14 protein-coding genes are annotated in these 13,005 nt (G+C 67.7%); 5 read left to right on the forward strand and 9 right to left on the reverse strand.

Annotation, left to right across the window (positions count from 1 at the left end; genetic code table 11):
- Nucleotides 1–5 precede the first annotated feature (5 nt).
- The 3 genes from Q2100_RS05980 to Q2100_RS05990 all read right to left on the reverse strand — a co-directional run bounded on the left by Q2100_RS05980 (nucleotide 6) and on the right by Q2100_RS05990 (nucleotide 2,751).
- A complete protein-coding gene (locus Q2100_RS05980) occupies nucleotides 6–1,058 on the reverse strand; it encodes an MmpL3/TtfA transport complex stabilizer (RefSeq protein ID WP_302913238.1) in 1,053 nt (350 codons plus the stop codon).
- A gap of 447 nt (nucleotides 1,059–1,505) precedes the next feature.
- On the reverse strand, nucleotides 1,506–2,390 hold the full coding sequence (locus Q2100_RS05985; RefSeq protein ID WP_302913239.1) for a peptidoglycan recognition protein family protein: 885 nt from the start codon (nucleotides 2,388–2,390) through the stop codon (nucleotides 1,506–1,508).
- A 61-nt stretch (nucleotides 2,391–2,451) separates the two neighbouring features.
- Nucleotides 2,452–2,751: a hypothetical protein gene (locus Q2100_RS05990; protein ID WP_302913240.1), complete on the reverse strand. Its 300-nt coding sequence runs from the start codon at nucleotides 2,749–2,751 to the stop codon at nucleotides 2,452–2,454.
- Between the two features lie 157 nt (nucleotides 2,752–2,908).
- On the opposite strand from Q2100_RS05990, the gene Q2100_RS05995 reads away from it, so the two are divergent.
- Nucleotides 2,909–3,592 carry a DedA family protein gene (locus Q2100_RS05995; protein ID WP_264012829.1) on the forward strand — a complete coding sequence of 228 codons (684 nt, stop codon included), beginning with the start codon at nucleotides 2,909–2,911 and terminating at the stop codon, nucleotides 3,590–3,592.
- Here Q2100_RS05995 and Q2100_RS06000 read toward each other — a convergent pair.
- The 5 genes from Q2100_RS06000 to Q2100_RS06020 all read right to left on the reverse strand — a co-directional run bounded on the left by Q2100_RS06000 (nucleotide 3,569) and on the right by Q2100_RS06020 (nucleotide 7,966).
- Nucleotides 3,569–4,024 carry a cupin domain-containing protein gene (locus Q2100_RS06000; RefSeq protein ID WP_302913241.1) on the reverse strand — a complete coding sequence of 152 codons (456 nt, stop codon included), beginning with the start codon at nucleotides 4,022–4,024 and terminating at the stop codon, nucleotides 3,569–3,571. The genes Q2100_RS05995 and Q2100_RS06000 overlap by 24 nt on opposite strands.
- Nucleotides 4,025–4,144: 120 nt before the next feature.
- Complete coding sequence (locus Q2100_RS06005) at nucleotides 4,145–4,783, reverse strand: cutinase family protein (protein ID WP_302913242.1); 639 nt, start codon at nucleotides 4,781–4,783, stop codon at nucleotides 4,145–4,147.
- 340 nt (nucleotides 4,784–5,123) lie between these two features.
- Nucleotides 5,124–6,449, reverse strand: a complete 1,326-nt coding sequence (locus Q2100_RS06010) for an MFS transporter (RefSeq protein ID WP_302913251.1) — start codon at nucleotides 6,447–6,449, stop codon at nucleotides 5,124–5,126.
- Nucleotides 6,450–6,653: 204 nt separating this feature from the next.
- Nucleotides 6,654–7,091, reverse strand: coding sequence for a cyanase (gene cynS / locus Q2100_RS06015; RefSeq protein WP_269893143.1), 438 nt, complete (start codon nucleotides 7,089–7,091; stop codon nucleotides 6,654–6,656).
- A gap of 8 nt (nucleotides 7,092–7,099) precedes the next feature.
- On the reverse strand, nucleotides 7,100–7,966 hold the full coding sequence (locus Q2100_RS06020; RefSeq protein ID WP_302913243.1) for a formate/nitrite transporter family protein: 867 nt from the start codon (nucleotides 7,964–7,966) through the stop codon (nucleotides 7,100–7,102).
- A gap of 173 nt (nucleotides 7,967–8,139) precedes the next feature.
- Here Q2100_RS06020 and Q2100_RS06025 point away from each other — a divergent pair, with 173 nt between their 5' ends.
- Entirely contained in the window at nucleotides 8,140–8,940 is an 801-nt protein-coding gene (locus tag Q2100_RS06025) for a M15 family metallopeptidase (protein WP_302913244.1), read from the forward strand.
- Nucleotides 8,941–8,949: 9 nt separating this feature from the next.
- On the opposite strand, the gene Q2100_RS06030 is transcribed toward Q2100_RS06025, so the two are convergent.
- A complete protein-coding gene (locus Q2100_RS06030; protein ID WP_269892485.1) occupies nucleotides 8,950–9,225 on the reverse strand; it encodes a hypothetical protein in 276 nt (91 codons plus the stop codon).
- A gap of 210 nt (nucleotides 9,226–9,435) precedes the next feature.
- On the opposite strand from Q2100_RS06030, the gene fucP reads away from it, so the two are divergent.
- The 3 genes from fucP to Q2100_RS06045 all read left to right on the forward strand — a co-directional run bounded on the left by fucP (nucleotide 9,436) and on the right by Q2100_RS06045 (nucleotide 12,871).
- The gene (gene fucP / locus Q2100_RS06035; RefSeq protein ID WP_302913245.1) at nucleotides 9,436–10,767 is read left to right on the forward strand and encodes an L-fucose:H+ symporter permease; all 1,332 of its coding nucleotides are present in this window, start codon (nucleotides 9,436–9,438) and stop codon (nucleotides 10,765–10,767) included.
- Nucleotides 10,764–12,032, forward strand: coding sequence for an ABC transporter substrate-binding protein (locus Q2100_RS06040; RefSeq protein WP_302913246.1), 1,269 nt, complete (start codon nucleotides 10,764–10,766; stop codon nucleotides 12,030–12,032). Before fucP ends, Q2100_RS06040 begins: the two co-directional genes overlap by 4 nt.
- Before the next feature lie 92 nt (nucleotides 12,033–12,124).
- Nucleotides 12,125–12,871 carry an SDR family oxidoreductase gene (locus Q2100_RS06045; protein ID WP_302913247.1) on the forward strand — a complete coding sequence of 249 codons (747 nt, stop codon included), beginning with the start codon at nucleotides 12,125–12,127 and terminating at the stop codon, nucleotides 12,869–12,871.
- Nucleotides 12,872–13,005: the final 134 nt, after the last annotated feature.

The following is a 13,005-nucleotide window of genomic DNA, read 5'->3' on the forward strand; positions in this document are numbered from 1 at the left end:
CCCGGTCAGACGGCGACGAGCTCGCGAGCCTGAGACGGGATGCGGTCGGTGGCCGCGGTCTGCGAGTACACCAGCGGCTGCATCGACGCGACCGAGAACGCGGTCACGGTGCCTGCGTAGTCGGCGACGTAGAGCCGGCTGCCGTCGGCGCTGAGCGCGATGCACGACGGGCGCGCCTCCACCTGGACGGTGTGGAGCACCTCGTTGGTGCGCGTGCACAGCACCGCGACATGGTTGTAGTCGACGATGTAGGCCCGGCTGCCGTCGGCGCTGAGCGCCAACTGCACCGGCGCGCGGCCGATCTCGACGATGCCGGTCACCTTGTTCGTCGAGAGGTCGACGGTCTCGACGGCGCCGCCGAGGGTGCGGTGTGACGTGAGCACGTAGGCGGTGGTGTCGTCGACGAGGGCGAGGTCGCGAATCGGGGCGCCGATCCTGACCGTCGCCACGACCTGGGTGGTCTCCACGTCGATCACCAGCAGGCGACTGCCCTCGGTGTCGGAAGCCGCGACGTAGAGGCGCTTGCCTGCCGCGTCGACGCGCAGCGCGTCGACGTTGATCCCGGGGCCGGTGGCCACGTCGATGGTGCCGGCCCGCTCGGCCGTGGTGTCGATCACCGCGACGTCGACGTGGTCGTAGCTGCTGCGGCCTGCGAAGACCTTCTTGCCGTCGGGGCTGACCGCCAGTGCGGTGACGCCGAAGGCCAACGGGTACTCGGCGAGCACCGACGCGCCGACCGTGTCGATCACCGCGACGCCGTCGGTGGTCGACGATGTCGTCGTCACGTACGCGCGGTCACCGGTCGCCGCGACGGCGAACGGCTCCCCCGGCGCCCGGACGAGGGCGGTGACCGCCGCCGCGTCGGCGTCGAGGACCGAGACGGCGCGCACCCCGAGGTGCGTCGCGACGACCGCTCCGCTGTCGGGGTCGACGGTCAGGTCGCCGATGGGTCGGCCGATCGTGACCGATCCGATGACGGTGAGGTCCTGATCGGTGGTGACGACGTCTGACGACTCGTCGTGGGTGGACCCGCTCGCGCGGGTGAAGATATTTGCCATGGTGTTCGGCACCTCCGCCGGTATAGCTGTGCACCGGCTCTCGATTGCAGCTGTCTCTACGCCCCCAGGGCGCGGTCCCGATCGAGTGTAGCGATGTGAATTGGGCGGATAAGACACCGAGTTCGCCGGACCACGGCAGTAACGTTCTTTGCTCTCAGGCCATGCTTAAGAAACGCATCGTTATGCAGTTGTTACCCTTTAGCGGCGAAGACAATTATCAATCTGAGCTGGACTGATATTCCCACAGCAATTATCGTTCGATCATTTTCGTCGTGTGCGCGACTAAGGCTTTCTTAGTATTCATCGTGGAAGTGAGGGGTAAATCACAGGTTCGGGCCTCAGCAAACATCTGACAGCGATCGCCACCGCATGAACCCTTGCGGTGGAGGTGGTCTCCGCGGACGGATACCGCCCCCGGGTGTGTTCGCTGGGCCGTCGATAGAGGCGTCAGACCCCCGCGTCGGCCACCGATCGTGCGCCGACCGCCGGGACGATCCGCAGCTGAAGGGCGGCAGCCGTCGCCGGCCCGACCACCCCGTCGACGACCAGGTCAGGGGTGCGTCGCTGGAACTCCCGGACCGCCGCCTCGGTCTCCCGGCCGTACACGCCGTCGATCATCAGGTGCCCGCCGTAGGCGGCATAGCCGTACTTCAGTCGCCGCTGCAGTTCGGCGACCTGAGCGCCCGTCGAACCGCGAAACAGCAGTGTGTCGGCGTACTGACCGATCGGCAGCCCCGGGGCAGGCGTCGACGCGGACGCAGGCAGCACACCGATGCGCGCCTGTACGTCGCGGCGGAGCAGGTGCATGTCGATCGCTCCGGGATCCCACTTGCCCTGCGCCCGCCCCGCGTACTCCTTGTGACCGATGGTGCGGTCCGCCGTCTGCGCCAGCCGCCGGTTGATCGCGGCACAGCAACGGACGAGGGCCAGATACTGCGCGTCGGGCCAGTTCATCCGGTGCGGCGCGGACGGGCCGGTGCCGCTGTTGGCGCATTCGATGCCGATCGTGTGCCAATTGCCCATGTTCGTCGGCAGCCAGGGATACATCCCGACGCCCGCATGCCAGGCCACGCCCGCGGCGACGACGGTGACGGTGCCGTCGCGCGCGACGTGCAGCTGCGACAGCGGGCCGGGCAGATCGGGCCGTCCGTTCGCGATGGATGCGGCGTCGGCCCTGTCCGAACCGGTGTGGTGGACCATGACGCCGCGGATGTCGCGGAAGTCGCCGTGCCCGCGCGTTCGCCAACCGGGATGTTCGACCGGGTGCACGCCCTCTGTTCGCAGCACCTCGGCCAGCCACACCGGATCCCCGGTCCAGGAAGTCTGAGGCACCGGTAGCACCCTACCGGGGCGATTGAACTGCGCTGCAGCCGAATTGCCCGCCGGCGCGGACTCACTGCAGGAAGCGGTGCGGCGAGTCGAGCCGTAGCAGGTCGGGCAATGCGAACGCGGGAACCCCGAGCAGCGCGGAGAGTTGCCTGGCGTACTCGCGGGCGATCGTCAGACCGTCCCCCTGCTCGTCGAAGGTCCCGGTGAGGTCGACGGCGATGCGGCAGCCGAAGGTGTCGGTGACGGAGCGGTCGTCGACGACCGCCTCGAGCACACCTTCGGGCAGCGGCAGGTCGGTCACCGCCGCCCGCACCGCGGCTGGACTGGCCGCCATGTCGACGTAAACCGATGCGAAAGCCTCCACCGGCCCATGATCCCTGCCCCGGGGTGAACCCACACGTCGATAACCCTGTCGCTACTCCGTGTTCACCCACCGGCCACATGTCGCCAGAACCCGTGCGCGGGGACACTTCGGCCGCCGTTCGCCGGCCCGAAACCTCGCGGCGGTAGCTTCGCCGAGTGTGATCCTCGCGGCGGGCCCGGAGTTCCTCGATCCGATGTACTGGCTCGGCGAGGGCGGACTCTTCGCGTCGGCGATCGTCGTCGGCGTCATGGTCATCGTGTTCATCGAGTGCGGCCTGTTCTTTCCCTTCCTGCCCGGCGACACGCTGCTGTTCACCGCCGGCGTGATCGCCGCACAGGCAGCGGCCGACGTCAGCATCTGGACGTTGATGCCGTGCGCCACCGTCGCCGCGATCGCGGGCAGCCAATGCAGCTACCTCGTCGGGCGACGGATCGGGCCGAGGTTGTACGAACGCCCGGACTCCCGGATCTACAAGCGGCGCTATCTGGCCGAGTCACACGACTTCTTCGCCAGGTACGGTCCGAAGATCCTCACCATCACACCGTTCATCGGCGTTGTCCGCACCTTCACGCCGGTGGTGGCCGGGATCGCAGGCATGCGCCACACGGTGTTCACGGCTTTCAACGCGATCGGTTGCGTCATCTGGGGTTTCGGATTGCCCGCGGTCGGATATCACCTCGGCAACGTCCCCTTTGTCTCGCGCCATCTCGAACTGCTGGTGCTGGGGATCGCGTGCCTGTCGTCGTTACCGGTGATCGTCTCTGTCACCAAAGTGATGCTGACGCGACGTCGCCGCGCCGCCGATCCCGAAGCCGGGTCACTTCCCGCAGACGTCGGGTGAATCGCCGCGCGGTGGCGCGCCGGCGGGCAGGGTGTAGTTGACGACCACCGTGGCGTCGACGGGGCCGTCGTTCTCGACGCGGTGCGGGACGCCGGCCGGGATGAACACCGCCTGGCCCTGGCCGTACCGCACGACGGCGCAGCCGGGCGCCTGCTGCAGGGCGACACCGCCTGCGGTGATGACGGAGAACTCCGTCCCGTCATGGGTGTGCCAGCCGCTGTCCGCCCCCGGCTTGAGCACGAGGTTCTGCACGATCAACGTCGTCGGCCGTCCGGCCTCGGTGACGATGGACACGGGCGCGTCGGTGACGCCCTTGGCCAGATCGGTGCGGAGTACGTCCCCCTCCGGAGGAGTGGCCGCGGCCGACGCACTGAATGCGGCGCCGCAACCGATCGCACCGATCACCACTGCGCAAAGTCGTTGGATCTTCATGCTTTCCTCTCCCCCGGATCGTGCGAAGAATCGTAGATCAGTCGCATGGTCGGCGGTGAGAGTTGTCGACGCGTGTGACCCGGCGCAAAAGACACCAAGGCCGCCGCCTGAGAGGACGGGCTAGACACGTCCCGCGGCGAACGCCGCGGCCTGGTTCACCAAGCCGTCAGCCACATACGCCCCGTGTGCTCCCATGTCCCAGCCGCCCTGGAAGCAGATCGGGTCGTTGGGCACGCACAGGTCGATGAGCTTGCCGGCGTAGGCCGGCGCGATGACCGGTGACGGGCCGGGCGACAGGCTGTCGGCGAATGTGCTTCTGGGACCCCCGAAGTCGGCCACCGCGGCGACGTGGTCGGCCACCTCGGGCGGCAGTTGACCGGTGGCCATGTCGATGACCGCAGCGCCCTGGGAGTACCCGCCGAGCACCATCCTGGTGTTCGGGCAGTTCGCCGCCGTCGCCCGGATGCGGCCGGCGGCGTCGCGGGCACCCGCCGGTGTGCTGGAGTCGAAGTCGTTGCTCGCGGGATAAACTACCGCGTACACGCCGAGCGAACGCGAACCGAGCTGTGAACGAAGCGCGTCGACGAAAGCCCCGCCGGTGCCGCCCACGCCCGGCGGTTCCGTGGTCCCCCTGGCGAAGACCACCTCCACGTCCGGGCACGGTGCGGCGACCGCTTCGGGCGCGACCGCGGTGATCAGCGCAAACAGAGCAGCCGGCGCCAACGCAGAACCGATGATTCGAAGCTTGTCCAAGGTCATGCCGGTATGTCGCGCGGCGCGCACGAAATGTGACAGTCCTTGCCAAATCCACAATAGGCGAGCGCTTTCGGCGGGCGTACGCTTGCCGCATGTCGGCCACGGTCCTAGTCATCGGCATCGCCGTCGTGACCGCCGCTGTCGCGATCATCGTTTCTCTGGCTGTCGCCCGCAGAGCTTCGCGCGGACACGGCGATTCGGATTCCTGGAGTGCCGGCGACGGCGACCACGGTGGTCACGGTGGAAGCGGCTGTAGCGGTGGCGGCTCGAGTAGCGGCGGCGGTGGCTGCGGCGGGGGCGGCGGGGGCGGCGGGGGCGGCGGCGAGTGACCGGGCTATCGCATTCAGCGGCTGACGTGCGCTCCGGCGTCGCGTGGTAGCCGAATCGTCTCGACCAGGGTGACGGCCAGCACGGCACCGAGCACCAGGTACGCCGTCTGATACGACGCGAGAACGCTGAGTAGCAGTGCGGCGACGGCGATTCCGAGTCCGGCCGCCAGCTCCTGGACCGATGCGTTCAGCGTGTTCCCGTGGGTGAGGTCGTCGCCTTCCACGTCGGAGAAGGCCAGCGTGGCGTAGGCGGTGAATCCGATCGAGCGCAGCGCGCCACTGACGAACAGGATCACCGCGATCACCGCGACGGGCAGTCCGGGCCGCATCGTCGCCAACAGCCCGAACCAACCGACCGAGGCGATTCCGTTGACCAGCAATACCTGTCGGATGCCGAATCTGCGCATCAGCGGAGTGGTGGCGGGCTTGATGCTGAGATTGCCGGCGAACAATGCGGCGACCATGAGGCCTGCCGCGACCGGCGACCACCCGAAGACGAGCTGGAACTGAAGCGGCAGCAGGAACGGCACCGCGGTGATCACCATGCGGTACAACGACCCGGCTGTCACGGTGACCCGCAGCGTCTGAACGCGCAATACCGCGAGTCGCACCAACGGCTCCGGCACACGCAGGAGGTGACGGAACGCAGAACCCAGCAGCAGCACGGCAGCCGCGCCGCCGATCCCGACGAACCACCAGTCGGTTCCGCTCACGCGGATGTGTTCGAGTGAGATCAGCGCAGTGGCGATTCCCGTGCCGATGATCAGCATGCCGCGCCAGTCCAGCGACCTCGACGACGACGTCGGACCACCGCGAACGAGGCGAAGCGCCAACAGGAATCCGATGATTCCGATCGGGATGTTGATCAGGAAGATCCATCGCCACGATCCGTAGGTCGCGATGGCGCCGCCCAGCGCCGGCGCCAGCACGGGCGCCGTCAGCGCGGGCCAGGTGAGCAGGGCGATCGCCCGGACCCTGTCCGACTTGCCGGATCGGCGCAGCACCGCCAGCCGCCCCACCGGCACCATCATCGCGCCGCCGACCCCCTGCAGCACCCGCATACCGACCAGCATCGGCAGTGTGGTGCTTACCGCGCACCCGACGGAGGCCACGGTGAACAGCGCGATGGCGGTGATGAAGACCCGCCGTACGCCGAACCGGTCGGCCATCCATCCGGTGGCGGGGATGAGTACGGCGACCGTCACCATGTAGGCCGAGATGGCGACGTTGACGTCGACGGCCGCGACGCCGAACGAGTCGGCGATGAGCGGGATGGCGGGCGCGATGACCGTGGCGTCGAGGATCTCCATGAAGAAGGCGCCGGCCACGAGCAGCGCCATTCCGCGCGGGAAGGCAGACGGCGTGGACATCGCGGTCAACATAGTGCGCCCCGCCGCGACGCGGCGAGTCGCTGCACGATCGGGCAGGTTCTCCCCCCGGTCGGCGCGGTGCCGTTCTCTGCGATCAGGTGGACGCGCGTGACCCGATCACCGTCACCGCTGCATTAGGTTCTCGATGAACGAATGTGCGCCGCCGCGTGGCCCTCACCAGCGGTAGTCGAGGAACTTCCCGTCGAAGGTGACCACCACCCGATCGCCGTCGGGGTGCGGCCGCCGCCCGAACTCGATGTTGAAGTTGATGGCGCTCATGATGCCGTCGCCGAACTCCTCGTGGATCAGCTCCTTGAGCGCCGGACCGTACACGGCGAGCGCCTCCTGGAACCGGTAGATCGTGGGATCGGCGAGTGCCGCCGGGTCGATGCCCCGGCTGGGTTGCCGCTGCAGGCTCTCCGAGACCGGCCCGTCGAGTTCGAGCAACGCACACACCTTGTCAGCCTGCGCGGCCGTCATCGGGTGCTGACCGAGCAGCGCGGCCACCGTCCAGACCAGCGGCGCGTCGATCTCGGCGGCGACGTCCGCCCAGCTGAGCTTCTTGCGAATACGGGCCGCCACCACGAGTTCGGCCGCCTCGGACTTCGGCATGATCGGGGTCACGAACGCGCCCCGTTCGTCTCGAGCGCGACCGCGACCGCCGCAGGCATGTCGGGCACGACGGTGCGGGGCGCCCCGGTGCGCGCGTGGGTCGCGAAGAGGGTGAGCCCGACGAACGTCACGCCACCCACGATGTTGCCCACGATCGTCGGGATCTCGTTCCAGATCAGGTAATCGCCGATCGAGAAGTCACCGCCCAACATCAGGCCGGTCGGGAACAGGAACATGTTGACCACGGAGTGTTCGAATCCCATGTAGAAGAACAGCATGATCGGCATCCACATCGCGATGACCTTGCCCGAGACGCTGGTCGACATCATCGCCGCGACGACGCCCGTGGAAACCATCCAGTTGCACAGCACGCCGCGGATGAAGAGGGTGAGCATGCCCGCGGCGCCGTGTTCGGCGTAACCGACGGTGCGGCTGTGGCCGATCTCGCCGAGTTGCTGGCCCACGGCGTTGGGATCCACGCTGAAGCCATAGGTGAAGACGATGGCCATCAGCAGCGCGACCAGCAGCGCCCCTCCGAGATTGCCCAGAAACACCAGTCCCCAGTTGCGGAACATCGCCCGGACCGTCACACCGCGGCGCTTGTCCAGCAGCGCGAGCGGCACCAGCGTGAACACGCCGGTGACGAGATCGAATCCCATCAGGTAGAGCAGGCAGAAGCCGACCGGGAACAGCACCGCACCGAGGAGCGGATTGCCGGTCTGGACGGTGATGGAGACGGCGAATGCGGCGGACAGCGCAAGCACCGCGCCCGCCATGAAGGCGCGGATGAGGGTGTCCCGGGTGGCCATCAGCGCCTTGGTTTCTCCGGCTTCGATCATCTTGCCGACGAAGTCGGGCGGACTGACATAGGACATGACTGACCCTTCCGAGAGAAAACGGTTTCGAGCAGCGTCGCGCAGGGCTATTTCAGGAAGGGAACGTGACTGCTGCGCCGATGTTGCGGGCTCCGCACAACGCCGACCCGCGCGCTGTGAGCTGAGGGCTCGAATACCGCGACGGCGCGCCGCGACGGTGCTGCAATGGCGGGATGAAGATCTCGAGGACGGGCCTCGCCTGCGTCGCCATCGTCGCGGCGACCGTCACCACCGCTCCGGTCGCGTCGGCCGTCGATCCCGCCGCTCCGCCTGACTTCGTCTCGCTCAGCGACGTCGACCCCACGATCCTGATGGACATCCGCTACGCAACGCCGCACAACTTCACCGGCGATCCGGTCGACGGATACCGCGCGCCCATGTGCATCCTCACCCGCCCGGCGGCCGAGGCGCTGCGCCGCGCACAGCAGCAGTTCCTCGAGGACGGTTACTCGCTGAAGGTCTACGACTGCTACCGGCCGCAGCGCGCCGTCAGCGACTTCGTCGCATGGGCCAACGATCCCCTCGACCAGCGGATGAAGGCCGAGTACTACCCACGGGTGGACAAGTCACAGCTGTTCGCCGACGGGTACATCGCCGACAAGTCCGGCCACAGCCGCGGCAGCACAGTGGATCTCACGCTCGTGGCACTGCCCGCGCAGTCGACACCACCGCCAGCCCCCGGCCGTCCGCTGGTCGACTGCATTGCCCCCCAGCCCGAACGGTTCCCGGACAACGGCATCGACATGGGCACGGGCTACGACTGCTTCGACACGCTCGCGCACACATTGGACCCGAGGGTCCAGGGCGACCAGCTGAAGAACCGGCTCCGCCTGAAGGACGGCCTGGCGGCGCAAAGCCTGGAGAACTACCCGAACGAGTGGTGGCACTTCACCTTCAAGCCGGAGGCTCATCCGGACACATACTTCGACTTCGTCGTCGACCCGTCCTCGCTGGCCGGAACCTCGCGAGGCTGAGGCCTCGCGTCACTGCTCGATGAGGCCCGCCGACCGGGCTGACCCGACGACGCGTTCCCACCCGATCATGCCGACGGCGATCAAGGTGATCGCGGTGGCGAAGCCGGCCAGCGAGGCGACCACGTGCGCCCACTGGCCCGTGGCGTACATGAGGGCGAGCAGCATCACCATGAACGCGGCGGCGAGGGCGGTTCTGGCGGCCAGGGTGCTTCGCCACCATCCGCGACGTCCGTTGCCGGACGCTGCGTCGGCGGACCTCCGGCGGGGTGCGATCGAAGCGGTCATGACACCACTGTGCGCGCGAGTACTGAGGGAGCTCGAAGGGTTGCTTGTGGAAATCCTCTGGATTGCTGAGCGATCGCTGGGTCCAGCCGGTCACCGCGCGCGACGAACGTCATCGGCAATGTCACCCCGCGGTGGCGCAGGCTGAGTAGCGTGATCCACATCACAGGTCGAAGCCTCGGCTGATCCCTCAGTACGAGAGAGGTACTGATCATGACGACGACCGATCACGCCGACCAGCCCGCCGACGCCGCCGCGCCCAAGACTGCCAAGGGCGGCCTGGTGTACCCGGGGATGGGCCTGCTGTTCGTGGTCCTGATCTGCTGTTTCACCGCCTGGGGCGTCGCTGCCGACCTCACCACGCCGATGGTGGCGGGGTTCAAGCAGATCTTCGACATGAACACCTTCCAGGCGTCCCTGGTGCAGCTGGCGTACTTCGGGGCGTACTTCCTGCTGGCAATCCCGGCGGCGTTCATCAACGAGCGATTCGGATACAAGGCCGGCCTGCTCTCGGGCGTACTGCTCGCCGCTGCGGGGGCGATGGCGTTCTATCCGGCCAGCAAGATCATGACCTACGAGGCGTTCCTGATCGCGCTGTTCGCCATCGCGGCCGGCTGCTCGATCCTCGAGACGTCCGCCAATCCCTACGTGCTGTCACTGGGTCCCGAGGAGACCGCGACCCGGCGGCTGAATTTCGCGCAGGCGTTCAACCCCGTCGGCACGAACATCGGTGTGCTTCTGGCCGCCACCCTCATCCTGCCGAAGCTGGACGAGCCGGTGAACATGGCCAATCTGACGCCTTCTCAGGAACATACCGTCCGGGCCGGCCAACTCGGCGCCGTGATGGGGCCGTACCTGGGCCTCGGCTTCGTTCTCATCGCGATCGGGTTGGTGATCGCGATCAAGAAGTCACCGCCCATCGTCGAGGAGTTCGAGTCGGGTGACCTGGACGGCAGGCGGCCCCTGAAGATCCTGTTGTCGAACAAGCGCTACGTCTACGGCGTGATCGCGCAGTTCTTCAACGTCGCCGCGCAGGTCTGCACATGGACGTACCTGATCCAGTACTCGCAGCAGGCGCTCAACGGTTCACTGGAACTCGGCGGCTATCTCCTGCAGGTCAGCCTGATCGTGTTCCTGATATCCCGGTTCGTCATGACGTGGGTCATCGGCCGGATCCGCGCCACGAAAGTCCTGATGGTGCTCGGCGCACTCGCGGTGCTGCTGTGCGTCTTCGCCATGTTCTCGCCGAACGTGGCGGGTGTGGCGGCTGTCGTCGCGCTGTCGTTCTGCCTGTCGCTGATGTTCCCGACGATCTACGGCGTGGCCCTGCAAGGCCTCGGGCCGGCGATGAAGTTCGGCGCGGCCGGCCTGGTGATGGCCATCGTCGGCGGCGCCATCATGCCTCTCATTCAGGGCTGGCTGCTCGACGAGACGAGCCCGGCGTTCTCGTTCATCGTGCCCGCCTTGTGCTTCGTCGTCGTCACCAGTTTCGCCGTCTTCGATCTGAAGGCGACGCCGAACCAGGTTGGAGAACGATCGGCATGAGGCGATATTGGTTGATCACGCTGGCATTCGTGCTCGCCGCCTGCAGCGGCGGGCAGCAAGCCAACTTCTCCGAAGCGACCGACCGGCTGGAGGTCGTCTCCTGGTGGGCTTCGTCCTCGGAACGGCCCGCACTGGACGTACTGCTCGAGGCGTTCACATCGGCCCATCCCGACGTCGAGATCGTGGACGGCGCCATCGCCGGCGGCGGTGGCAGCAATGCGCAGGTCGCGCTCGCCGCACGCCTGCGGGCCGGTGATCCGCCCGACGTCTGGCAGACGTTCCTCGGCAGCTCGCTGCGGGCCTGGGTCGACGCCGGCCGCATCGCCGACGTGTCCGCCGTGTACGAGCGCTCCGGCCTGGATCGCACCATGCCGCAGGCGCTGCTCGACGCGGCGACCTATCGCGTCAAGGCCTGGGGTGTGCCGACCGGCTCGCATCGCGGAAACGTGTTGTGGTTCAACCAGCGGATGCTGCGAGATGCCGGAGTGAAGGCCCCTGGCCCCGGATACTCGACGGCCGCGTTCGAGGCAGACCTCGCGAAGGTGTCGGCAAGCGGGCGGACCGCATTGTGCCTCGGCGCCAAGGACAGGTTCACCGCCACCGAACTGTTCGAGAACACGCTGCTCGGGGCCATCGGCACGGACGGCTGGTCGAGGGTTTCCGACGACTCCTTCGACTGGCGGGGAAGCCAACTGCGACAGGCGCTCTCGGCGTTCGCGCAGATCGTCTCGTACGCCGACCCGAATGCGGGCGGGCTGACGTGGGACCAGGCGGCGAAGAAGCTGGCCACCGGACAGTGCGCCTTCCTGTCGATGAACGATTCGGTCTACGGCGAACTCGTGGCGAACAAGTCCGTCGAGGGCAGGGACTTCGGGTACGTGCCGTACCCCGGCACGGCCGGGGCGTACCTGGCCATCGTCGACACCTTTGTGGTGTCCGCCGAGGCCGAGGACGGCGTCAATGCCATGGACTTCATGGCGACCGTCGCGGACCCGAAGACGTCGTTGGAGTTCAACCGGGCGAAGGGTTCCGTGCCGATTCGCGACGACGTCGACGTGTCCTCGCTGCCCGCCTACCAGCGGCAGGCCTCGCAATCGCTGTGGAAGGACAAGGTCGTCCTGTCGATCACCCACGGCGAACTGATGTCCACCGACTTCCAGCAGGCGGTGTACGACGCCGTCGCCGCGTTCGTCGGCAGCAAGAACCAGGACGCTTTCATCGACACCCTGCAGAACTCGATCGAGGTGCCCGTCGCGGGACGGTGACGCCGGTCGGCAGGGCACGGAATAACGTGACATGTCACGCAGTTGTCACGGGTACGGCGGAACGGTCCGCCCGAGACAGTCGAGGAGTACCCGTGAATCAGCTCACTGGAAAGACAGCTCTTGTCACCGGCGGAACGTCGGGCATCGGCCTGGCGACGGCGCAGAGGCTCGCGGCCGAGGGAGCACACGTCTTCCTCACCGGTCGGCGGCAGAGCGGTGTCGACGAAGCCGTCGCCTCCATCGGTGCCAACGCCACCGGGGTGCAGGGTGACATCACCGACGCCGACGACCTCGAACGGCTCGCCGGCGCCATCCGCGAACACGGCGAGGGGCTGGACGTGGTCTTCGCCAACGCCGGTGGCGGCGAGTTCGCCACCTTGGCCGACGAGACGCGTGAGCATCTGTTGGACACGCTCACCCGCAATGTCGGCGGCACGGTGTTCACCCTCCAGAAGGTGCTGCCGCTGCTCAACGAGGGCGCATCGATCGTGCTGACCGGTTCGACGGCGGCGTCCGCCGGAGTGCCTGCGTTCGGCGCGTACGCGGCGTCCAAGGCGGCGATCCGCTCGCTGGGACGTACCTGGGCGGCCGAGCTGGTGGACCGCAGGATCCGGGTCAACACCGTGGTGCCCGGCCCCGTGGAGACGCCCGGACTGAAAGGGCTGGCGCCCGACGGCCAGCAGCAGGCGCTGCTCGACGGCGAGGCCGCCAACGTGCCACTGGGCCGCCTGGGACGGCCCGACGAGATCGCCTCGGCCGTGGTGTTTCTGGCGTCGGATCAGAGCAGCTTCATGACGGGGACCGAGCTGTTCGTCGACGGCGGCTCGCGCCAGCTCTAGTCCGGCCTCGGCAGAGTGCCGTGCCGCAGGAGGCTCTCGTAGACGACGGCCAGCGCGTCGGCCAGGGCGGTCTCCTGCGCCGGGTCGAGATCGGCGAAGAAGGCCTGCGCCACCCACGCGGCGTGCGCCGGCGC

Source organism: Mycolicibacterium arseniciresistens (assembly GCF_030519285.1).
Classification (GTDB): domain Bacteria; phylum Actinomycetota; class Actinomycetes; order Mycobacteriales; family Mycobacteriaceae; genus Mycobacterium; species Mycobacterium arseniciresistens.

Excerpts from the sequence above, each read along its gene's own strand:
- Q2100_RS05980 (WP_302913238.1), bottom strand. The coding sequence starts at position 1,058 with ATGGCAAATATCTTCACCCGCGCGAGCGGGTCCACCCACGACGAGTCG.
- Q2100_RS06000 (WP_302913241.1), bottom strand. The coding sequence starts at position 4,024 with ATGAAGATCCAACGACTTTGCGCAGTGGTGATCGGTGCGATCGGTTGC.
- Q2100_RS06005 (WP_302913242.1), bottom strand. The coding sequence starts at position 4,783 with ATGACCTTGGACAAGCTTCGAATCATCGGTTCTGCGTTGGCGCCGGCT.
- Q2100_RS06010 (WP_302913251.1), bottom strand. The coding sequence starts at position 6,449 with ATGGCGCTGCTCGTGGCCGGCGCCTTCTTCATGGAGATCCTCGACGCC.
- cynS (WP_269893143.1), bottom strand. The coding sequence starts at position 7,091 with ATGCCGAAGTCCGAGGCGGCCGAACTCGTGGTGGCGGCCCGTATTCGC.
- Q2100_RS06020 (WP_302913243.1), bottom strand. The coding sequence starts at position 7,966 with ATGTCCTATGTCAGTCCGCCCGACTTCGTCGGCAAGATGATCGAAGCC.
- Q2100_RS06025 (WP_302913244.1), top strand. The coding sequence starts at position 8,140 with ATGAAGATCTCGAGGACGGGCCTCGCCTGCGTCGCCATCGTCGCGGCG.
- Q2100_RS06030 (WP_269892485.1), bottom strand. The coding sequence starts at position 9,225 with ATGACCGCTTCGATCGCACCCCGCCGGAGGTCCGCCGACGCAGCGTCC.
- fucP (WP_302913245.1), top strand. The coding sequence starts at position 9,436 with ATGACGACGACCGATCACGCCGACCAGCCCGCCGACGCCGCCGCGCCC.
- Q2100_RS06040 (WP_302913246.1), top strand. The coding sequence starts at position 10,764 with ATGAGGCGATATTGGTTGATCACGCTGGCATTCGTGCTCGCCGCCTGC.